The sequence below is a fragment of the Polaromonas eurypsychrophila genome, from assembly GCF_014641715.1.
GTDB classification, from domain to species: Bacteria; Pseudomonadota; Gammaproteobacteria; order Burkholderiales; family Burkholderiaceae_C; genus Polaromonas; species Polaromonas eurypsychrophila.
Genome location: NZ_BMIG01000008.1, coordinates 167,268 through 188,059, shown reverse-complemented (window position 1 = coordinate 188,059; position 20,792 = coordinate 167,268). Strand labels below are relative to the sequence as shown.

General features: G+C 60.2%; 16 protein-coding genes and 1 tRNA gene. All 17 read left to right on the top strand.

The annotated features are described in order from the left end of the window. Positions 1-348, top strand: a 348-nt coding sequence (locus IEX16_RS12695; protein ID WP_460885582.1) for an EF-Tu C-terminal domain-related protein, incomplete at its 5' end; no start/stop codon positions are given. Between the two features lie 38 nt (positions 349-386). Then, positions 387-462, top strand: a tRNA-Trp gene (locus IEX16_RS12690). Positions 463-597: 135 nt separating this feature from the next. After that, positions 598-981, top strand: a complete 384-nt coding sequence (secE, locus tag IEX16_RS12685) for a preprotein translocase subunit SecE (protein WP_188708844.1) — start codon at positions 598-600, stop codon at positions 979-981. A gap of 8 nt (positions 982-989) precedes the next feature. Further along, on the top strand, positions 990-1,577 hold the full coding sequence (nusG, locus tag IEX16_RS12680; protein ID WP_188708858.1) for a transcription termination/antitermination protein NusG: 588 nt from the start codon (positions 990-992) through the stop codon (positions 1,575-1,577). Between the two features lie 140 nt (positions 1,578-1,717). Then, a complete protein-coding gene (gene rplK, locus IEX16_RS12675) occupies positions 1,718-2,152 on the top strand; it encodes a 50S ribosomal protein L11 (protein ID WP_188708843.1) in 435 nt (144 codons plus the stop codon). After that, positions 2,149-2,844 carry a 50S ribosomal protein L1 gene (gene rplA, locus IEX16_RS12670; protein WP_188708842.1) on the top strand — a complete coding sequence of 232 codons (696 nt, stop codon included), beginning with the start codon at positions 2,149-2,151 and terminating at the stop codon, positions 2,842-2,844. The genes rplK and rplA overlap by 4 nt, the downstream gene beginning before the upstream one ends. A 260-nt stretch (positions 2,845-3,104) precedes the next feature. Beyond that, positions 3,105-3,650 (top strand): 50S ribosomal protein L10, encoded by a 546-nt coding sequence (gene rplJ / locus IEX16_RS12665; RefSeq protein ID WP_188708841.1) that lies wholly within the window; start codon positions 3,105-3,107, stop codon positions 3,648-3,650. Between the two features lie 27 nt (positions 3,651-3,677). Further along, on the top strand, positions 3,678-4,052 hold the full coding sequence (gene rplL, locus IEX16_RS12660; RefSeq protein WP_188708840.1) for a 50S ribosomal protein L7/L12: 375 nt from the start codon (positions 3,678-3,680) through the stop codon (positions 4,050-4,052). Positions 4,053-4,387: 335 nt separating this feature from the next. Then, positions 4,388-8,500: a DNA-directed RNA polymerase subunit beta gene (gene rpoB, locus IEX16_RS12655; protein WP_188708839.1), complete on the top strand. Its 4,113-nt coding sequence runs from the start codon at positions 4,388-4,390 to the stop codon at positions 8,498-8,500. A 27-nt stretch (positions 8,501-8,527) separates the two neighbouring features. Continuing rightward, the gene (gene rpoC, locus IEX16_RS12650) at positions 8,528-12,739 is read left to right on the top strand and encodes a DNA-directed RNA polymerase subunit beta' (RefSeq protein WP_188708838.1); all 4,212 of its coding nucleotides are present in this window, start codon (positions 8,528-8,530) and stop codon (positions 12,737-12,739) included. A 208-nt stretch (positions 12,740-12,947) separates the two neighbouring features. Further along, entirely contained in the window at positions 12,948-13,541 is a 594-nt protein-coding gene (locus IEX16_RS12645; RefSeq protein WP_188708837.1) for a LemA family protein, read from the top strand. Positions 13,542-13,561: 20 nt separating this feature from the next. Next, positions 13,562-14,575, top strand: coding sequence for a M48 family metalloprotease (locus tag IEX16_RS12640; protein ID WP_188708836.1), 1,014 nt, complete (start codon positions 13,562-13,564; stop codon positions 14,573-14,575). Positions 14,576-14,721: 146 nt separating this feature from the next. Next, on the top strand, positions 14,722-15,048 hold the full coding sequence (locus IEX16_RS12635) for a c-type cytochrome (RefSeq protein WP_188708835.1): 327 nt from the start codon (positions 14,722-14,724) through the stop codon (positions 15,046-15,048). An 11-nt stretch (positions 15,049-15,059) separates the two neighbouring features. Further along, a complete protein-coding gene (locus IEX16_RS12630; RefSeq protein ID WP_188708834.1) occupies positions 15,060-16,334 on the top strand; it encodes an NAD(P)/FAD-dependent oxidoreductase in 1,275 nt (424 codons plus the stop codon). A gap of 151 nt (positions 16,335-16,485) precedes the next feature. Further along, positions 16,486-17,817 (top strand): 16S rRNA (cytosine(967)-C(5))-methyltransferase RsmB, encoded by a 1,332-nt coding sequence (rsmB, locus tag IEX16_RS12625; protein WP_188708833.1) that lies wholly within the window; start codon positions 16,486-16,488, stop codon positions 17,815-17,817. Then, a complete protein-coding gene (locus tag IEX16_RS12620; RefSeq protein WP_229676324.1) occupies positions 17,798-18,463 on the top strand; it encodes a DUF4390 domain-containing protein in 666 nt (221 codons plus the stop codon). Before rsmB ends, IEX16_RS12620 begins: the two co-directional genes overlap by 20 nt. Before the next feature lie 74 nt (positions 18,464-18,537). Further along, complete coding sequence (locus tag IEX16_RS12615) at positions 18,538-20,778, top strand: sensor histidine kinase (RefSeq protein ID WP_188708856.1); 2,241 nt, start codon at positions 18,538-18,540, stop codon at positions 20,776-20,778. Positions 20,779-20,792 lie beyond the last annotated feature (14 nt).

Genomic DNA, 20,792 nt, shown 5'->3' with positions numbered 1-20,792 from the left:
CGCGGCACCAAGCGCGAAGACGTCCAGCGCGGTCAAGTCCTGTGCAAGCCCGGATCGATCAAGCCGCACACCCACTTCACCGGCGAGATCTACGTTCTGTCCAAAGACGAAGGTGGCCGCCACACGCCTTTCTTCAACAACTACCGCCCCCAGTTCTACTTCCGCACGACGGACGTGACCGGTGCGATCGAGTTGCCAGAAGGCAAGGAAATGGTCATGCCAGGCGACAACGTGTCGATCACCGTCAAGTTGATCAACCCGATCGCCATGGAAGAGGGCCTGCGCTTTGCCATCCGCGAGGGCGGCAAAACCGTCGGCGCTGGTGTTGTGGCCAAGATCATTGCGTAAGCGCTGACGAACGCTGATATTTTTGCGAGGTTTGACGGAGGGGTATAGCTCAATTGGCAGAGCGTCGGTCTCCAAAACCGAAGGTTGTAGGTTCGATTCCTACTGCCCCTGCCACCCGGCTTTGACAGGTGTCGATGCCGCCGGTGGTTAGAAAAGACGGTAAAGCGAAGCCCGCCGGGAGTCTCAGGACCCCAGGTGGGCTTAAGCGTCTGAAAAGACGCATGAAGATTGAACAGGAATCAGGCGCTCATGGCCACTTCTCAAGTCGAAACCGTCAGCACTACCGCTGACAAAGCCAAGCTGGCGTTGGCCATTGCTCTGGTCGTGGCTTCCCTCGCGGGCTTTTACCTGCTCGCCAAGCAGGGTCAGATCGCCCAATGGGGTGGTTTGATCGTGGGTCTGGTGGCGGCCGTGGTCGTGTTCATGACTTCGGAGCCCGGCAAACAGTTTGTGGCTTTTGGCCGTGATTCCTGGCGCGAAGTCAAAAAAGTCGTTTGGCCCGCCCGCAAGGAAGCCATGCAGATGACGGCTTACGTTTTTGGTTTTGTTGTGGTGATGGCGCTCTTTTTGTGGCTCACGGATAAAACGCTTGAATGGGTGTTTTACGACCTGATTTTGGGGTGGAGAAAATAATGAGCGATATGAACGGTGACGTGATCAGCGAAGTGGCTGCTGGCACATCGCTGCAGCCGACACCCGGCATGCAGTGGTATGTCGTGCATGCCTATTCCGGCATGGAAAAAGCCGTTGAACGCAACATTGTCGAGCGCATCAACCGCGCCGGCATGCAGGCCAAGTTTGGCCGTTTTCTGGTGCCGACCGAAGAAGTGGTCGAGATCAAGAATGGCCAGAAGAAAACCACCGAGCGCCGTTTCTTCCCCGGTTATGTTCTGGTTGAAATGGTCATGGACGATGAAACTTGGCACCTGGTGAAACACACCAACAAGGTCACGGGTTTTGTCGGGGGTGCAAAAAACCGCCCGGCCCCGATTTCGGAAGAAGAGGTCCAGAAAATCGTGAACCAGATGCAGGTCGGCACCGAAAAACCGCGGCACAAGGTGGAATTTGAGACCGGCGAGTATGTGCGCGTCAAAGACGGCCCGTTCACCGACTTCAACGGTACGGTCGAAGAAGTCAACTACGACAAGAACAAGGTGCGCGTGTCGGTCACTATTTTTGGCCGCGCTACGCCTGTTGAGCTGGAGTTCAGCCAGATCGAAAAGACCTGATCTTTCGGTTGGCAAAAACATTCGCGCCTTGCAACTCGGCGCGGAGCGGCTCTCCGGGGCCTGATTGAGTTGTGTAACCCCCGGGGAGCCCGGGCCTGTTTATACAGCGCCTTGGCGTTATGACCCGCAAGGAGAAAAGTATGGCGAAAAAAATCGTCGGCTTCATCAAGCTGCAAGTGCCAGCTGGTAAGGCCAACCCGTCCCCCCCGATTGGCCCGGCTTTGGGTCAGCGCGGCCTGAACATCATGGAGTTCTGCAAGGCATTCAATGCCCAGACCCAGGGTGTTGAGCCCGGTCTGCCACTGCCTGTGGTGATCACGGCATTTGCCGACAAGAGCTTTACCTTTGTTATCAAGACACCTCCTGCGGGCGTTTTGATCAAGAAGGCCATCAAACTCGACAAGGGTTCGGCTACACCGCACACGGTGAAGGTTGGCAAGATCTCCCGCGCACAGCTGGAAGAAATCGCCAAGACCAAAATGAAAGACATGACGGCTGCAGACCTCGACGCTGCAGTTCGCACGATTGCTGGTACGGCTCGCTCCATGGGCGTGTCGGTGGAGGGTGTTGTATGAGCAAGCTGACAAAGCGCCAAAAAACCATTGGCGACAAAATCGACAGCAACAAGCTGTATGCAGTGGCTGATGCCCTGGGCCTGGTGAAGGAATTTGCAGTTGCTAAGTTCGATGAATCCATCGACGTGGCCGTGCAACTTGGCATCGATGCCAAGAAATCCGACCAGGTTGTCCGTGGCGCCGTTGTGCTGCCCAACGGCACCGGCAAGACCAAACGTGTGGCTGTGTTTGCACAGGGCGCCAAGGCTGAAGAAGCCAAGGCCGCTGGCGCCGACATCGTCGGCATGGACGATCTTGCGGCCGACATCAAGGCCGGCAAGATGGATTTCGATGTCGTGATCGCATCGCCTGACGCCATGCGTGTCGTCGGCACCCTGGGTCAGATCCTCGGCCCACGCGGCCTGATGCCGAATCCGAAAGTCGGAACGGTGACCCCTGATGTGGCAACGGCGGTTAAAAACGCCAAGGCCGGCCAGGTGCAATTCCGTGTCGACAAGGCCGGCATTGTGCACGGCACCATCGGTCGCCGCTCCTTCGACACCGACAAGCTTCAGGGCAACCTGGCTGCACTGATCGATGCGCTGACCAAGGCCAAGCCTGCGTCCAGCAAGGGTGTGTATTTGAGGAAAGTGGCGGTTTCGTCAACGATGGGTGTAGGCGTTCGCGTCGACACGCAAACCATCGCGGCTTAATCGCAGGAATTTGACCCGCCCGAAGGGGTGGGTCGAAGTGGTGGGCTGCCGGGGTTTCGGCTCCGGCAGGCCATCCAGGACCGTTGGTGCGGTAGGACGCAAGTCCGCCGCTTAATCGTCGCAAGACAACCAACGCAGATGGCGGTCCCGCTGCTGAATGGTTTTGAAAAGAATCTGAAACAGTTGGTCGCTGAACATAGGCGTGTTGATTGGAAGGCGCGAAGGCGCGATCTGAAAAACACATTATTAAGGAGTAGACCTTGAGTCTCAACCGCAGTGAGAAACAAGCCGTCATTGATGAAGTGACCGGCCTCGCCGCTAAAGCTCAAACGCTCGTGATGGCGGAATACCGTGGCATCACGGTCGCTGACATGACCAAGCTTCGCAGCCAAGCCCGCGACAAAGGCGTGACCCTGAGTGTGTTGAAAAACACCCTGGCTCGCCGTGCCGTGGCAGGCAGCGCGTTTGATGTCCTGTCCGACCAGATGACCGGTCCGCTGATCTATGGCTTTTCCACAGACGCTGTCGCTGCCGCCAAGGTGGTTGCCGACTTCGCGAAGACCAACGACAAGTTGGTGATTCGCGCAGGCGCCATGGCAGGAAAAGTCCTGGACGTGAACGGCGTCAAGCAGCTTGCGAACATCCCTTCGAAAGAAGTGCTGCTCGCCCAGTTGTGTGGCTTGCTGATGTCGCCCATTTCGCGTACAGCCGTTGTGCTGGGCGCGCTGGCGGCGAAAAAGGGCGGTGGCGAAACCGACGCGTCGAGCGAAGCCCCCGCAGCAGAGCCTGAAGCTGCAGCAGCTTGAATTTGTACCAACTTTTAGGAAATCAAAATGGCATTCGATAAAGACTCATTTTTGACCGCGCTTGACAGCATGACGGTTCTCGAACTCAACGAACTGGTGAAAGCCATCGAAGAGAAATTTGGCGTGAGCGCTGCAGCCATGTCGGCTCCTGCTGCTGGCGGCGGTGCCGCTGCTGCAGTGGTTGAAGAGAAGACTGACTTCAACGTCGTTCTGCTCGAAGCCGGCGCCCAGAAGGTGCAAGTCATCAAGGCGGTTCGCGAAATCACCGGCCTGGGCTTGAAAGAAGCCAAGGATCTGGTTGACGGCGCTCCCAAGAACGTCAAGGAAGGCCTGCCTAAAGCCGATGCAGAAGCTGCCAAGAAAAAGCTCGAAGACGCTGGCGCGAAAGTCGAACTCAAGTAATCCTTGTGGTTCGCGAAGGCTGGAAGCCGGTTTCGGCTTCCAGCCTTTCGTACTTTCAAGGAGCTGCGTTAAAAGCACCGCGTGAGCGGGTTTTTCAGCTCTTTGGAACCACTGGCAAGCAGATTTGACAAAAATCTTCTTGCCAGTGCTTCCTGACCCCGACTGCAGGAAACGCCTTGGTTCGGGCAACGTGCAATGCGTTGCCGTCCGCCATGGTTGGTAGTGGCCAACCACCAAGTCTGTTTGATTACGTGGTGTATTCATTCAAGACAGTCGCCAGAGCTTAACAAGCCGGTTGCCCGTACCGGTTTGTGTCCCATCAAAGCGGAGAACTCATGGCCTATTCCTATACCGAACGCAAGCGAATTCGCAAAAGTTTCGGCAGCCGCGAAAGTGTGCTGAATGTTCCTTACCTGCTGCAGATGCAAAAAGATGCCTATACGGCGTTTCTGCAAGCCGATCGTGCGCCGCAAAAACGCACCATGGAAGGCCTGCAGGCTGCATTTGAAAACGCCTTCCCCATCGTCTCGCACAACGGGTTTGTCGAGATGAAATTCATCGAGTACAACCTGGCCAAGCCCGCATTCGACGTGCGCGAGTGTCAGACCCGCGGCCTGACCTTCGCGTCGGCCGTGCGCGCCAAAGTCCAGCTGATCATTTATGACCGCGAGTCCTCGACGTCGCAGTCCAAGGTGGTCAAGGAAGTCAAGGAGCAGGAGGTCTATATGGGCGAAGTACCGCTCATGACTGACAAGGGTTCCTTCGTCATCAACGGCACCGAGCGTGTCATCGTGTCTCAGCTGCATCGCTCGCCGGGTGTGTTTTTCGAACATGACAAGGGCAAGACCCACAGTTCGGGCAAGCTCTTGTTCTCGGCGCGCATTATTCCTTACCGCGGTTCGTGGCTGGACTTTGAATTCGACCCCAAGGACATCCTGTATTTCCGCGTTGATCGCCGCCGCAAGATGCCGGTCACCATCCTGCTCAAGGCCATCGGCCTGAACCCCGAGTCCATCCTGGCGAACTTTTTCGTGTTCGACAATTTCCGCATCATGGACAGCGGCGCGCAGATGGAATTTGTCGCCGAGCGCATGCGCGGCGAGGTGGCCCGTTTCGACATCACCGACAAAAACGGCAAGGTTGTGGTTGCGAAAGACAAGCGCATCACCGTGCGCCACACACGCGAACTTGAGCAGAGCGGCACGTCGACCATCAGCGTTCCCGAAGACTTCCTGATCGGCCGTGTGGTCGCCAAGAACATTGTGGACGCCGAAACCGGCGAGATCATCGCCAAGGCCAATGATGAGTTGACCGAAGTGTTGTTGAAGAAACTCCGGCTGGCCAATGTGCAGGACCTGCAGGTGCTGTACACCAACGAACTGGATCAGGGCGCCTACATTTCCCAGACCCTGCGCGCCGATGAAACGGCTGACGAATTTGCTGCCCGTGTTGCCATCTACCGCATGATGCGCCCCGGCGAGCCACCGACGGAAGATGCTGTCCAGGCCCTGTTCCAGCGCCTGTTCTACAACCCGGACACCTACGACCTGTCCAAGGTCGGCCGCATGAAGTTCAACGCCCGCGTGGGTCGCGATACTTCGACCGGCCCCATGGTCATGACCAACGAGGACATCCTCGCTGTCGTCAAGATCCTGGTGGACCTGCGCAACGGCAATGGCGAAGTCGATGACATTGACCACCTCGGCAACCGCCGCGTGCGTTGTGTCGGCGAACTGGCTGAAAACCAGTACCGCACCGGTCTGGCACGTATTGAAAAAGCTGTGAAAGAGCGTCTGGGCCAGGCCGAGCAGGAACCGCTGATGCCGCATGACCTGATCAACAGCAAGCCGATTTCGGCCGCGTTGAAAGAGTTCTTCGGCGCCTCGCAACTGTCGCAGTTCATGGACCAGACCAATCCGCTGGCCGAGATCACCCACAAGCGCCGTGTATCGGCCCTTGGCCCCGGTGGCTTGACCCGCGAACGTGCCGGTTTTGAAGTGCGTGATGTGCACGTGACCCATTACGGCCGCGTCTGCCCGATTGAAACGCCGGAAGGCCCGAACATCGGCTTGATCAACTCGCTGGCCCTGTATGCCCGTCTCAACGAATACGGCTTTATTGAAACGCCGTATCGCCGCGTGATCGACAGCAAGATCACGACACAAATTGACTACCTGTCCGCGATCGAGGAAGGCAAGTACGTGATCGCCCAGGCCAATGCGGCGCTGGACGATGGCGGCAAGCTGACCGGCGACCTGGTCTCTGCCCGTGAAAACGGCGAGTCCGTGCTGGTTGGTGCAGAACGCGTCCAGTACATGGATGTGTCGCCTGCGCAGATCGTCTCGGTGGCTGCATCGCTGGTTCCTTTCCTGGAGCACGATGACGCCAACCGCGCGCTGATGGGTGCCAACATGTCGCGTCAGGCTGTGCCTGTGCTGCGTCCCGAAAAGCCACTGGTCGGCACCGGTATCGAGCGTGTCGCCGCGATTGACTCCGGCACCGTGGTAACAGCCACTCGCGGCGGTATTGTTGACTATGTCGACGCCACCCGCATCGTGGTGCGTGTCAACGACGCAGAAGCCCTGGCTGGTGAAGTTGGCGTGGACATCTACAACCTGATCAAGTACCAGCGGTCCAACCAGAACACCAACATCCACCAGCGCCCCATCGTCAAGATCGGCGACAAGCTGGCCAAGGGCGATGTGATTGCCGACGGTGCATCCACCGACCTCGGCGAAATCGCCATCGGCCAGAACGTGCTGATCGCCTTCATGCCCTGGAACGGCTACAACTTCGAGGACTCGATCCTGATCTCCGAGCGTGTGGTGGCGGAGGACCGCTACACCTCGATTCACATCGAGGAACTCGTGGTGATGGCCCGCGACACCAAGCTGGGTTCGGAAGAGATCACGCGCGACATTCCAAACCTGTCCGAGCAGCAGCTCAACCGCCTTGACGAGTCCGGCATCATTTATGTCGGTGCGGAAGTCCAGCCGGGTGACACACTGGTCGGCAAGGTCACGCCCAAGGGCGAGACCACGCTGACACCGGAAGAAAAACTGCTGCGCGCCATCTTCGGCGAAAAAGCCAGCGATGTGAAAGACACGTCGCTGCGTGTGAGCCAGGGCTCGCAAGGTACGGTTATCGATGTGCAGGTCTTCACCCGTGAAGGCATTGTTCGCGACAAGCGCGCCCAGCAGATCATTGACGACGAACTGAAACGCTTCCGTCTGGACCTGAACGACCAGCTGCGAATTGTGGAAGCCGATGCATTCGACCGCATCGAAAAACTTCTCAATGGCAAGGTTGCCAATGGCGGTCCGAAAAAGCTGACCAAGGGCACCAAGATCGACAAGGCCTACCTGGCCGATGTCGAGAAGTACCACTGGTTCGACATCCGGCCTGCGGATGACGAGGTTGCCTCGCAACTCGAAAGCATCAAGAACTCTATGGAGCAGACGCGCCACAGTTTCGATTTGTCTTTCGAGGAAAAGCGCAAGAAGCTGACACAAGGCGACGAATTGCCTGCCGGCGTGTTGAAGATGGTCAAGGTTTACCTGGCGGTCAAGCGCCGCTTGCAGCCTGGCGACAAGATGGCCGGCCGTCACGGAAACAAAGGTGTGGTTTCCAAGATCGTTCCGATCGAAGACATGCCGCACATGGCCGACGGTACCCCATGCGACATCGTGCTGAATCCACTGGGCGTGCCATCGCGCATGAACGTCGGCCAGGTGCTGGAAGTGCATTTGGGCTGGGCTGCCAAAGGCCTGGGCCACCGCATCGGCGACATGCTGCAGGCCGAGGCCAAGGTGCAGGAGCTGCGCAAGTTCATGGAGACGATCTACAACAAGTCCGGTCGCGCTGAAGACCTGACGAAATTGTCGGACACCGATATCCTTGAGATGGCCAGCAACCTGACGACCGGCGTTCCGTTTGCGACACCGGTGTTTGACGGCGCCTCAGAAGCCGAGATCATGCAGATGCTGCAGCTCGCCTACCCTGACGACATCGCCAAAATCAAGGGCCTGACCGCAACACGTACCCAGGCCCAGTTGTATGACGGCCGCACGGGTGACGCATTTGAGCGGACGACGACGGTGGGCTACATGCACTTCCTGAAACTTCACCATCTGGTGGATGACAAGATGCACGCACGTTCGACGGGCCCGTACTCGCTGGTGACCCAGCAGCCTCTGGGCGGCAAGGCGCAATTCGGTGGACAGCGGTTCGGTGAGATGGAAGTCTGGGCGCTGGAAGCCTACGGTGCTGCCTACACGCTGCAGGAAATGCTCACCGTCAAGTCCGACGACGTGGTGGGCCGTACCAAGGTCTACGAAAGCATTGTCAAGGGCGAGCACGCGATCACGGCCGGTATGCCGGAATCGTTCAACGTGCTGGTAAAGGAAATCCGCTCGCTCGGTATCGACATCGAACTCGAACGCAGCTAATCAACAGGAAAGAAAAGGATTTAAGACATGAAATCATTACTCGACCTGTTCAAGCAATTCACGCCAGATGAGCATTTCGATGCCATCAAGATCGGCATGGCTTCGCCCGAGAAGATCCGTTCGTGGTCTTTCGGCGAAGTGAAGAAGCCTGAAACCATCAACTACCGCACCTTCAAGCCTGAGCGTGATGGTCTTTTTTGCGCCAAGATTTTTGGCCCCATCAAGGACTATGAATGCCTGTGCGGCAAGTACAAGCGCCTCAAGCATCGCGGTGTCATCTGCGAGAAGTGCGGCGTTGAAGTCACACAGACCAAGGTTCGCCGCGAGCGTATGGGTCACATCGACCTGGCCGCACCGTGCGCGCACATCTGGTTCCTGAAGTCGCTGCCGTCACGTCTGGGCCTGGTGCTCGACATGACACTACGCGACATCGAACGCGTGCTGTATTTCGAAGCTTACGTGGTGACCGACCCCGGCATGACCCCGCTGAAGAAATTCAGCATCATGTCCGAAGACGACTACGACGCCAAGCGCAAGGAATACGGTGACGAGTACACCGCCAAGATGGGCGCCGAGGGCATCAAGGACCTGCTCGAAGGGCTGGACCTCGACGTCGAAATCGACAAACTGCGCAACGACCTGACCGGTTCCGAAATCAAGATCAAGAAAAACGCCAAGCGCTTGAAATTGATGGAGGCGTTCAAGAAGTCGGGCATCAAGCCGCACTGGATGGTGCTCGATGTGTTGCCTGTGTTGCCACCGGACCTGCGTCCATTGGTGCCGCTCGACGGTGGCCGCTTCGCGACCTCCGACCTGAACGACCTGTATCGCCGCGTCATCAACCGCAATAGCCGCCTGCGCCGCCTGCTGGAACTGAAAGCGCCGGAAATCATTGCCCGCAATGAAAAGCGCATGCTGCAGGAAGCCGTGGACAGCTTGCTGGACAACGGTCGCCGTGGCAAGGCCATGACGGGCGCCAACAAGCGCGCGCTGAAGTCCCTGGCCGACATGATCAAAGGCAAGTCAGGCCGTTTCCGCCAGAACTTGCTGGGCAAACGCGTCGACTACTCTGGCCGTTCCGTGATCACTGTGGGCCCAACGCTCAAGCTGCATCAGTGCGGTTTGCCCAAGCTGATGGCGCTTGAGCTGTTCAAGCCTTTCATCTTCTCGCGTCTGGAAGCCATGGGCATCGCGACCACGATCAAGGCTGCCAAGAAGGAAGTCGAATCCGGCACGCCGGTGGTGTGGGACATTCTGGAAGAGGTTATCAAGGAGCATCCGGTGATGCTCAACCGTGCGCCTACCTTGCACCGCCTGGGCATTCAGGCCTTTGAGCCCATCCTGATTGAAGGCAAGGCCATCCAGCTGCACCCGCTCGTTTGCTCGGCATTCAATGCCGACTTTGACGGCGACCAGATGGCTGTCCACGTGCCGCTGTCGGTGGAAGCGCAGATGGAAGCCCGTACTTTGATGCTGGCGTCGAACAACATCCTGTTCCCAGCAAGCGGCGAGCCGTCCATTGTTCCTTCGCAGGACGTGGTGCTGGGCCTGTACTACACAACGCGCGATCGTACCAACGGCAAGGGCGAAGGCCTTGTGTTTTCCGACACCGGTGAAGTCCGCCGCGCCTTCGACGCGGGCGAACTCGACCTGAACGCCCGCATCAGCGTGCGCCTGACCGAGTACACCAAGGACAAGACGACTGGCGACTTCACGGCTTCGACCAAGCTGTGGGAAACCACGGGTGGCCGAGCCCTGCTGTCTGAAATCCTGCCCAAAGGCCTGCCGTTTGCCAACATCAACAAGGCGCTGAAGAAGAAGGAAATCTCCAAGCTGATCAACGTGTCTTTCCGCAAGTGCGGGCTCAAAGAGACGGTGGTGTTTGCCGACAAACTGTTGCAGTCGGGTTTCCGTCTGGCGACCAAGGCCGGCATCTCGATCTGCATCGATGACATGTTGATTCCCAAGGAAAAGCCAAGCATCATTGCGCGCGCCCAGAAGGAAGTCAAGGAGATCGAGCAGCAGTATGTCTCAGGTCTTGTGACTGCCGGCGAGCGTTACAACAAGGTGGTTGATATCTGGGGCAAGTCGGGTGACGAAGTCTCCAAGGTCATGATGGCCCAGCTGTCCAAGGAAAAAGTCCTGGACCGCCATGGCAAGGAAGTCGAGCAGGAGTCCTTCAACTCGATCTACATGATGGCCGACTCCGGTGCTCGCGGTTCTGCGGCGCAGATTCGCCAGGTGGCGGGCATGCGCGGTTTGATGGCCAAGCCGGATGGCTCCATCATCGAAACGCCGATCACTGCCAACTTCCGCGAAGGTCTGAACGTGTTGGAGTACTTCATCTCCACCCACGGCGCTCGTAAGGGCCTGGCTGACACGGCGCTGAAAACCGCCAACTCCGGCTACCTGACCCGCCGCCTGTGCGACGTGGTGCAGGATCTGGTGGTGACCGAAGAGGATTGCGGTACGCAAGACGGTTCGGTGATGCGCGCCATTGTTGAAGGCGGTGAGGTGATTGAATCGCTGCGTGACCGTATCCTCGGCCGCACAGCGGTTGAAGATGTCTTGCATCCTGAAAACCGCGCTGTCCTGGCCAAGGCCGGCGTGATGCTGGACGAAGACCTGATCGACGAACTGGAAGTGGCGGGCGTGGACGAAGTCAAGGTGCGTACGGCGCTGACCTGCGAAACCCGCTTCGGCCTGTGCGCCAGGTGTTACGGTCGCGATCTGGGTCGTGGTGGCCTGATCAACATCGGCGAAGCGGTCGGCATCATCGCCGCGCAGTCGATCGGCGAGCCGGGCACGCAGCTGACCATGCGCACCTTCCACATCGGTGGTGCGGCATCGCGCGCAGCGATCGCGTCAAGCGTCGAAGCCAAGTCCAACGGCGTGATCGGTTTCAACGCGCCCATGCGTTATGTGACCAACAGCAAGGGCGAACTGGTGGTGATTGCCCGTTCCGGCGAGATCGTCATTCATGACGAGCATGGCCGCGAGCGTGAGCGCCACAAGGTGCCTTACGGCGGTATCCTGAACGTCAAGGCCGACCAGCAAATCAAGGCCGGCGCCATTCTGGCCAACTGGGACCCGCTGACCCGTCCCATCATTACCGAGTTCGCCGGCAAGGTGCTCTTCGAGAATGTGGAAGAAGGCGTTACGGTGGCCAAGCAGCTCGACGAAGTGACCGGTCTGTCCACCCTGGTGGTGATCGACCCGAAACGGCGTGGCGCGACCAAGGTTGTTCGTCCGCAGGTCAAGCTGATCGACGCGTCTGGCAACGAAGTCAAGATTCCCGGCACCGATCACTCGGTGACCATCGGCTTCCAGATCGGCGCGCTGGTCCAGGTGCGTGATGGTCAGGACGTGGGCCCCGGCGAGGTGCTGGCGCGTATTCCGGTCGAAGGCCAGAAAACCCGCGACATCACCGGCGGTTTGCCGCGTGTGGCCGAGCTGTTTGAAGCCCGTACGCCGAAAGACAAGGGCACGCTGGCAGAGATGACCGGCACCGTGTCCTTCGGTAAAGAGACCAAAGGCAAGATCCGCCTGCAGATCACGGATCCTGAAGGCAAGGTCTGGGAAGACCTGGTTCCGAAGGAGAAAAACATCCTGGTGCACGAAGGCCAGGTTGTGAACAAGGGTGAATCCATTGTGGACGGCCCGGCCGACCCGCAAGACATCCTGCGTTTGCTGGGCATGGAAGAGCTCGCCCGTTACATCGTCGACGAAGTGCAGGACGTTTACCGCCTGCAGGGTGTGAAGATCAACGACAAGCACATCGAAGTGATTGTTCGCCAAATGCTGCGCCGTGTCGTCGTCGAAAGCGTGGGCGATTCCAGCTACATCGCCGGCGAACAGGTCGAGCGCTCGGTCATCCTGGACGCCAACGACGCGCTGCGCGCCGACGCCAAGATCCCGGCGACCTTCAGCAACCTGCTGCTCGGTATCACCAAGGCATCGCTGTCGACCGACTCGTTCATTTCCGCGGCTTCCTTCCAGGAAACTACCCGCGTGCTCACCGAGGCTGCCATCATGGGCAAGCGCGACGAGTTGCGTGGTTTGAAAGAAAACGTGATCGTTGGCCGCCTGATCCCTGCCGGTACCGGCATGGCCTACCACGAGGCACGCAAAGCCAAGGACCAGATGGACGACGCCGAGCGCCGTGCCATCGCCGAAGCCGAAGCGGCCGAGCTGGAAGCCCTGCCCGAGCAGACCAGCGAAGGTGCAGCCAGCGAGTAATCGCTGCTTTTTGACGCTATAAAAAGCGTAGCGCCTCACGCCCTTGGAGAAAGGGCGTGAGGCGTTTTTCATTGTGAATCCAGAAGCCCGGCACACGTGCCGGCGTGTGCCGGGCACGCTCGCGCTGTACAGCAACCGCGCTTGTCAGCTACAGTCGCGAAGCCGCCTGACGGCCGCAACACTGTCGCTGATTTAGGAGAAAAGTCGCATGTCCACCCAGTCCTTGATCCTCATTGCCATGTTTGCCTTGCTGCTGTTCTGGGCCGTTGGCGCTTACAACCGATTGGTGCGCTTGAAAAACCTGATTGCCAATGCGTTTGGCCAGATCGATGTGCAGCTCAAGCGCCGTTACGACTTGATTCCCAACCTGGTGGAAGCCGCCAAAAAATACCTGTTGCACGAGCGCGAAACGCTTGAGGCCGTGATTGCCGCGCGCAACCAGGCGCGCGCTGCCAGTGACGCAGTGCGCAGCAGGCCTACCCATGCGCCGGAAGTTTTGGCGCTGGCGGTAGCCGAGCAGGCGTTGACTGGCAGCCTGGACCGGCTGTTCGCCCTCAACGAAGCCTATCCAGAGCTCAAGGCCGACGAGAGCATGCGCGAGCTGAGCGAAGAGCTCACCAGCACCGAAAACAAGGTGGCTTTCGCGCGCCAGGCCTACAACGACTGCGTGCTCGACTACAACAATGCGCAGGCGCAGTTTCCCGCACTGCTGGTCGCCCGCCTGTTTGGTTTTGCGTCAGCCGCGATGTTGCAGGCCACCGAAAGCGCTGCCGAACGGCAGGCCGTGCGCATCCAGATGTAGTCGGCTGTTAGCCTTTAGTCATGCGTTTTTTCGAGCAACAGCACCGGGCGCGTGCCCAGACCCGAAAACTGTTGCTGCTGTTTGCGCTGTCGGTGTTGCTGCTGGTACTGGCGATCAATGCCGCGCTGGCCTTGACCTGGCGTTTGGTGACGCCAGGTTTCAGCAGCTACCCAGCCTATTTTTTCACCGTCAACACCGTCATGACCCTGGTGTTTGTGCTGGGCGGCTGGTGGCTGGAAACGTCCAGCCTTGAAGGTGGCGGCGAAAAGCTGGCGCGACGGGCCGGTGCACGGGAAGCCTGGCCGTCCAGCCGCTTCGACGAGCAGAAGCTGTGCAACATTGCTGCTGAGTTGGCCATTGCCGCCAGCATGCGCACGCCACAGGTCATGGTGCTGGAGCGGGAAGCCAGCATCAATGCTTTTGCCGCCGGCTGGGACCAGGAGGACTCGGTGATCGCGGTGACGCGCGGCGCTCTCGACGGCTTGAGCCGCGACGAACTCCAGGGGCTGGTGGCGCATGAGTTGAGCCATATCCGGGAAGGCGATACACGCCTGAACATGCGGCTGGCCGGCATGGTGTTCGGATTGGAGATGATTTTTAACTTGGGCGCGGGCATGTGCGAACGTGGTGACGACGACCGGCGTTCTGCGCTGGCGCTGCCGGGGCTGGCCATCATGGCAGCCGGTTTTCTGGGTTGGGTTGCGGGCCGTGCCCTGAAGGCGGCTGTATCGCGGCAACGCGAGTTTTTGGCGGATGCGCGCGCGGTGCAGTTCACGCGCAGCAGGGAGGGTCTCGGCGGAGTGTTGCGCAAGGTGGCGGGCGGGCGGGGCGCTGGCGCAACGCGGGGCTTTCACCCCGCGGTCCAGCACATGCTGCTGGTGGGTCAACAGGCCGGCGCGCACTGGCTGGACTCCCACCCGCCGCTGGCCGAGCGTATTCGCCGCATTTACGGCCGGGCCATGCCGGCGCTGTCGCCGGAGCCCCTGTCCGGTCAGGATGAGTTGGCGCCGACGCGGCCTGGCGCCATGTTATGAGCGCGGCTGCGATTGCGCGAATAAGCACATCACAAAAAATTCGAACCGCCGGACGCTTGCGTCGGGGCTGGGTACTGGATACTCCCTATGGCCCGTCCCGCGTGCCGCGTTAAATTGTGTTCCTGTCGAAACTGTGAGGAGAAGCCGTGAAGATTTACTTGTCAAGCACAGCGCTGGCGCTTTGCGCGCTCGCTGCGTCATCCCTGAGCCATGCCCAGACGGCACCGGCGCAGGCACTGTATACCCGCAGCCTGGCTGCCACCTGCGCCAACTGCCATGGCACGGACGGCAGGGCGGTTCAGGGCTCCAGCGTGCTGCCCCTGGCCGGCATGGACAAAAACTACCTCGCAACACAGATGAAGGCCTTCAAGTCCGGTGCGCGGGCGGCCACTGTGATGCACCAGATCAGCAAGGGCTACAGCGACGCCCAGATCGACATCCTGGCCGGCTATTTTGCCGCGCAGAAGAAATAAGGAGAACATTCATGCAAAGACGTTCCTTTCTCCAGTCTTCCGCCGCCCTCAGCCTGCTCGGCCTAGGTGCCTGCGCCACCACTTCGATTCCGACCAAAGCCAAAGTTGTGGTGATCGGTGGCGGCTACGGCGGCGCCACCGCAGCCAAGTATGTTCGGTTGCTGTCGGACTACAAAATCGACGTGGTGCTGATCGAGCCGCAGGCCGCGTTTATCTCATGCCCCATCTCCAACCTGGTGCTAGGCGGCAGCAAGCAGATCGGCGACGTCACCACGGCCTACACCGGTCTCAGCAAAAACCACGGGGTCACTGTCGTCAGGGACATGGCCAGCGCGATCGATACCGCCAAAAAGACCGTCACACTGGCCGGCGGCGCCACCATCGCCTATGACAAGCTGGTGGTCTCACCCGGCATCGACCTGATGTACGGCAGTATCGAAGGCCTGCAGCAGGCGCAGGCCGCAGGCCAGATTCTGCAGGCCTGGAAAGCCGGTGCCGAGACCGTGGCGCTGCGCAAGCAACTCGAAGCCATGCCCGACGGCGGCGTTTATGCGATCACGATTCCCGAAGCGCCTTACCGCTGCCCGCCCGGCCCGTACGAGCGGGCCTCGGTGATTGCCGGCTACTTCAAAACCGCCAAGCCGCGCAGCAAGGTGCTGATCCTCGATGCCAATCCGGATGTGACCTCCAAAGGCCCGCTGTTCAAAAAAGTCTGGGCCGAGCAATACAAGGGCATCGTCGAATACCGCGGCCAGCACAAGGCCACGGCCGTCGATGCCAAAGCCGGCGTGGTCAAGTTCGACGTGCAGGAGGACGTCAAGGCCAATGTGCTCAATGTGCTTCCGTCGATGCGCGCTGGCGCCATTGCGGTGCAGACCGGCCTGAACAACATGGCCAACAATCGCTGGTGCGGCGTTAACTACCAGAGCTTCGAGTCCACCGCCGCCAAAGACGTGTTTGTACTCGGCGATTCGATCCAGATTGCACCGGCCATGCCCAAAAGCGGCCACATGGCCAACAGCCATGGCAAGGTTGCGGCGGCGGCCATCGTGGCGCAGTTGTCGGGTTGGGAGATCAACCCCGCACCCATGCTGACCAACACCTGCTACAGCTTTGTGGACAACAAGAATGTGGTTCACGTTGCCAGCGTTCACGAGTACGTCGCGGCCGAGAAAACCTTCAAGACCGTGGCTGGCTCTGGTGGCGTCAGCCCAGGCCCCACCGAACTCGAAGGGGTGTATGCGCTGAACTGGGCGAGCAACATCTGGTCCGACACCCTGGCCTGAGATTGGCCCCGGGCGGGCCACCACAGCGATCCCCCGAATTGCAAGCAGGGGCCGCGGGATCGGCTTTGCCGGACCGCAGGCGCAGCGGCCCACTCGGGGGGCAGGGCGCTACACGCAGTGAGCAACCGTGGGGGCTGGTCTAATAAGCTGCATGCAAGACACCCCTTCCCAAATCCCCCTGTGGCGCCAGCTCCAGGGGGCTGCTTTTTTACTGATGGCCGTGCGCGCGGGCCGCTCGATGACCGCCGCGCTCGAAGACGTGGACGCTGCGATCCGGCCGGGCGTCCAGGCGCTCGGCTTTCACGCCTTGCGCCAATTGGGACGCGCCGAGGCGCTGCGCCAGCTGCTGGCCAGCCGGCCGCCGCCGCCCGAAGCCGATGCGCTGCTGTGCGTGGCTTTGGCGCTGATCTGGACCGAAGAGGGTGCGCCCTATACCTCGCACACACTGGTGGACCAGGCCGTGGAGGCCGCCAAACACAGCGAGGACACCCGCCACCAGGCGAGCTTCATCAACGGCTGCCTGCGCCGCTTCCTGCGCGAGCGTGATGCGCTGGTGGCGCAAACCGAAAAATATCCGCAAGCCGTGTGGAACCATCCGCAGTGGTGGATCGACCGGGTGCGCAAGGATCATCCGGCGCAGTGGCAGGCTATTCTGCGGGCCAACAACACACGCGCACCGCTGATTCTCCGGGTTAATGAACGAAAAACGACTTTGGCCCACTACCAACAAGCGCTGGCAGCTATCAATATAGGAGCAACTCTTGTAGGCAGCCATGGCCTGGTTTTGGTGAATGCGCAGCCGGTGCCGTCTTTGCCGGGCTACGCCGAAGGCCACTTTTCGGTTCAGGACGCAGCGGCGCAACTGGCCGCACCTTTGCTGCTGGACGGGCTCAGTGCTTCGAAAGGAGGTCGCTTGCGGCTTCTTGACGCCTGCGCTGCGCCGGGAGGCAAAACAGCCCACCTGCTGGAACTGGCCGATGCCGATGTGACGGCGCTCGACATCGACGCGCGCCGCTGTGAACGCATCGTGCAGAACTTGCAGCGCCTTGGGTTGCAGGCCGATGTGCGAGTTGGTGACGCCGCGCGTCCAGATGGCTGGTGGGACGGTCAGCTGTATGACGGCATCCTGCTGGACGCGCCGTGCACTGCTTCGGGCATCGTGCGCCGGCACCCGGATGTGCGCTGGTTGCGCCGGCCCACCGATATCGCCCAACTCGCGGCCTTGCAAAGGCAATTGTTTGACGCCTTGTGGCCGCTGCTCAGACCCGGCGGGCGGCTGCTGTACTGCACCTGCTCGGTTTTCAGGGCCGAGGGTGAGCAGCAGGCGCAAACGTTTGTTACGCACCACAAAGACGCTCATTTAATGCCATCCCCCGGTCATTTACTGCCCCAAAGTGGCGTGACCGGGACCGTCTTCCCGGACAATTTGAACGGTGAGAACGACGGCTTTTATTACGCAATTTTTGAAAAACACGGGATTTGAACCTGTGTTGCGGCGGGCACTGGCGTTTTGCGTCTGCGCGCTGATGGCCTGTGCCGGCCCCGTAACGCTGGCGGCCGAGGTCGTGCAGCTAAAGATGGAGCGCTCCGACGAATCGGTGTATTTGTCGGCTGCCGTCCGATTCGATTTGCCGACAGTCGTCGAAGACGCCCTGCTCAAAGGCATTCCCCTGTTTTTTGTAGCCGAGGCCGACATTTACCGGGACCGCTGGTACTGGACCGACAAACGTATCACCACGGCCACCCGCACCATGCGCCTGGCCTTTCAGCCGCTGACCCGGCGCTGGCGCCTCAATATCCTGCCCGGTGCGATCAGCGTGACCGGCCTGCGTGCGTCCTTGAGCCAGAACTACGACAGCCTGTCCGAGGCCATGACCGCCATCCAGCGCATCTCTCGCTGGCGCATTGCCGATGCCGCTGAAATCGAAGCCGCGTCCCGGCACAATGTCGAGTTCCGTTTTCGGCTCGACCTGTCGCAGCTACCGCGGCCTTTCCAGATCGGTGTGGCGGGGCAGCGCGACTGGGCCATTGCGGTGGAAGAAAGCCGGCAATTGCTGGCCGAGCCGATCCGCGACATTCCTCTGGCGCCCGACCTGACCAGGGAAGTGACCAAAGAGGCGGTGAAGTGAACCTCAGGCACCAGGTGTCGTCCGTGAAAAGCAGTCCTGCCTTCCGCTGGACGGTCGGCGTCGGTGTGGGTGTGATGGCGGCGCTGGGCTTGGTACTGATGTTCCTGTTGACCCAGGCCACCGGCAACAGGGAAATGTACGAGCGCAACTACGTCCTGTTGTTTGCGCTGAATGTGGCGGTGGCCGGCTTGCTGCTGCTGGTGATCGGCTGGATTGTCCTTCGTCTGGTATTGCGCCTGCGCAAGGGCAAGTTTGGCAGCCGCCTGCTGGTCAAGCTGGCGGCGATTTTTGCGCTGGTGGGCCTGATGCCCGGCATGATGATTTACGTTGTGTCTTATCAGTTCGTGTCGCGGTCCATCGAAAGCTGGTTCGACGTGAAAGTCGAAGGCGCGCTGGACGCCGGCCTCAACCTGGGCCGCGTCACGCTCGATACGCTGGCGTCCGAACTGGCCAATAAAACGCGGGTGGCGGCTGGTCAGTTGGCGCAAACGCCTGACGCTACCGCGGGTCTGGCGCTGGAGCGCTTGCGTGAACAGCTCGCCGTCAGCGACGTGGTGTTGTGGACGGCCTCCGGCCAGATGATTGCCAGCGCCGGTGATTCACGTTACTCGATCAAACCGGAGCGGCCACCGGGGCAGCTGCTGCGCAACGCGCGCGCCCAGCGCGTGGCCACACAGATTGAGGGGCTGGACGAAGTGGCCTTGCCTGGGGGCGAAGTACCAGGCGTCGAGCCGGCACCCGCCGCCGCACCTGGTTCAGCAGCAGTTGCTGCCGCCGCCCCGAACACCGCTCCCCGCATCAAGGCGCTGGCGCTGGTCAGCAGCGCGGGCGTGGGCTTGTTCGGCGAGAACCGCTTTTTGCAGGTGACGGAGCTGCTGCCCGCCAGCTTTGTGGCCAACGCCATTGCGGTGCAGGAGGCCAACCGCGAGTACCAGGAGCGCGCGCTGGCCAGGGGGGGCTTGCGCAAGATGTACATAGGCACACTCACGCTCAGCCTGTTTCTTGCGGTGTTTGGCGCGGTATTGCTGGCAGTGGTGCTGGGCAACCAGCTCGCCCGCCCGCTGTTGGTACTTGCGGAAGGCGTCAAACAGGTGGCCCAAGGCGATCTGACGCCCAAGGCCGCGTTGCAGGGCAAGGACGAGCTCGGCGGACTGACCCGCTCCTTTGCGGACATGACCCAGCAACTGGCCGACGCGCGCGGTGCTGTGCAGAAAAGCATGGACCAGGTCGACGCCGCTCGCGCCAACCTCCAGACCATCCTCGACAACCTCACTGCGGGCGTTATGGTGCTGGATCTCAAGGGGCGCATCCAGACCAGCAACCCCGGCGCCACCCGCATCCTGCGAGCGCCACTGGCGGCGCATCACGGGCGGCCCCTGAGCGAGGTTCCCGGCATGGCTGCCTTTGCACAGGGCGTCCAGGCGCAGTTTGACACCTATTTTGGGGAGAACACCCTGCACGGCATCGAGCATTGGCAGCAGTCCTTCGAGCTCAATGCCGCTCAGCCAGGCACGCCCGACAACGCCATCACACTGATTGCCCGCGGCGCCAAGATGCCAGGCAACGAATGCCTGCTGGTGTTCGACGATGTGTCCGAAATGGTGTCGGCCCAGCGCGCCCAGGCCTGGGGCGAAGTGGCCAGGCGGCTTGCCCATGAAATCAAGAACCCGTTGACACCGATCCAGTTGTCGGCCGAACGGCTGGAAATGAAACTCACCGGCAAGGTCGCCGAGCCCGAGCAGATTTTGCTGACCAAATCTGTCAAAACGATTGTTGACCAGGTCGATGCGATGAAGCGGCTGGTCAATGAGTTCCGTGACTATGCGCGCCTGCCGGCGGCCGAACTCAAGCCGGTAGACCTCAACGCGCTGGTTAATGACGTGATCCAGCTGTATGCCAGCGACAACGCGGTGGTGCCGGTGCAGGCGGAGCTGGAACCTGGCTGTCCCGAGATCAAGGCGGATTCACAACAGATTCGCCAGGTCATTCACAACTTGTTGCAAAACGCTCAGGACGCTCAAGAGGGGTTGCCGGCAGGCCGTACTGCGATGGTCACGCTCAAGACCGAATACTCGCCCAGCTCGCGCCGCGTGCGCCTGACGGTGCGCGATAACGGCATCGGCTTCCCCGAGCACATCCTGAAACGGGCGTTTGAGCCCTACGTCACAACCAAGGTCAAAGGCACCGGACTTGGCCTTGCAGTGGTCAAAAAAATTGCCGACGAACACGGCGCCCGCATCGATATTTCAAATCGCACGGTCGATGAGGTCGTGCAGGGCGCCCAAGTATCGTTATCATTCGCGGTTGTGACTTAACAACACTTGCGGGC

What these genes read in the sequence shown, in the direction of transcription:
- rplK (WP_188708843.1), top strand. Translation starts at nt 1,718, where the DNA reads ATGGCGAAAAAAATCGTCGGCTTCATCAAGCTGCAAGTGCCAGCTGGT.
- secE (WP_188708844.1), top strand. Translation starts at nt 598, where the DNA reads ATGGCCACTTCTCAAGTCGAAACCGTCAGCACTACCGCTGACAAAGCC.
- IEX16_RS12645 (WP_188708837.1), top strand. Translation starts at nt 12,948, where the DNA reads ATGTCCACCCAGTCCTTGATCCTCATTGCCATGTTTGCCTTGCTGCTG.
- rplL (WP_188708840.1), top strand. Translation starts at nt 3,678, where the DNA reads ATGGCATTCGATAAAGACTCATTTTTGACCGCGCTTGACAGCATGACG.
- rsmB (WP_188708833.1), top strand. Translation starts at nt 16,486, where the DNA reads ATGCAAGACACCCCTTCCCAAATCCCCCTGTGGCGCCAGCTCCAGGGG.
- rpoB (WP_188708839.1), top strand. Translation starts at nt 4,388, where the DNA reads ATGGCCTATTCCTATACCGAACGCAAGCGAATTCGCAAAAGTTTCGGC.
- rpoC (WP_188708838.1), top strand. Translation starts at nt 8,528, where the DNA reads ATGAAATCATTACTCGACCTGTTCAAGCAATTCACGCCAGATGAGCAT.
- IEX16_RS12615 (WP_188708856.1), top strand. Translation starts at nt 18,538, where the DNA reads ATGGCGGCGCTGGGCTTGGTACTGATGTTCCTGTTGACCCAGGCCACC.
- IEX16_RS12630 (WP_188708834.1), top strand. Translation starts at nt 15,060, where the DNA reads ATGCAAAGACGTTCCTTTCTCCAGTCTTCCGCCGCCCTCAGCCTGCTC.
- nusG (WP_188708858.1), top strand. Translation starts at nt 990, where the DNA reads ATGAACGGTGACGTGATCAGCGAAGTGGCTGCTGGCACATCGCTGCAG.
- IEX16_RS12640 (WP_188708836.1), top strand. Translation starts at nt 13,562, where the DNA reads ATGCGTTTTTTCGAGCAACAGCACCGGGCGCGTGCCCAGACCCGAAAA.
- rplA (WP_188708842.1), top strand. Translation starts at nt 2,149, where the DNA reads ATGAGCAAGCTGACAAAGCGCCAAAAAACCATTGGCGACAAAATCGAC.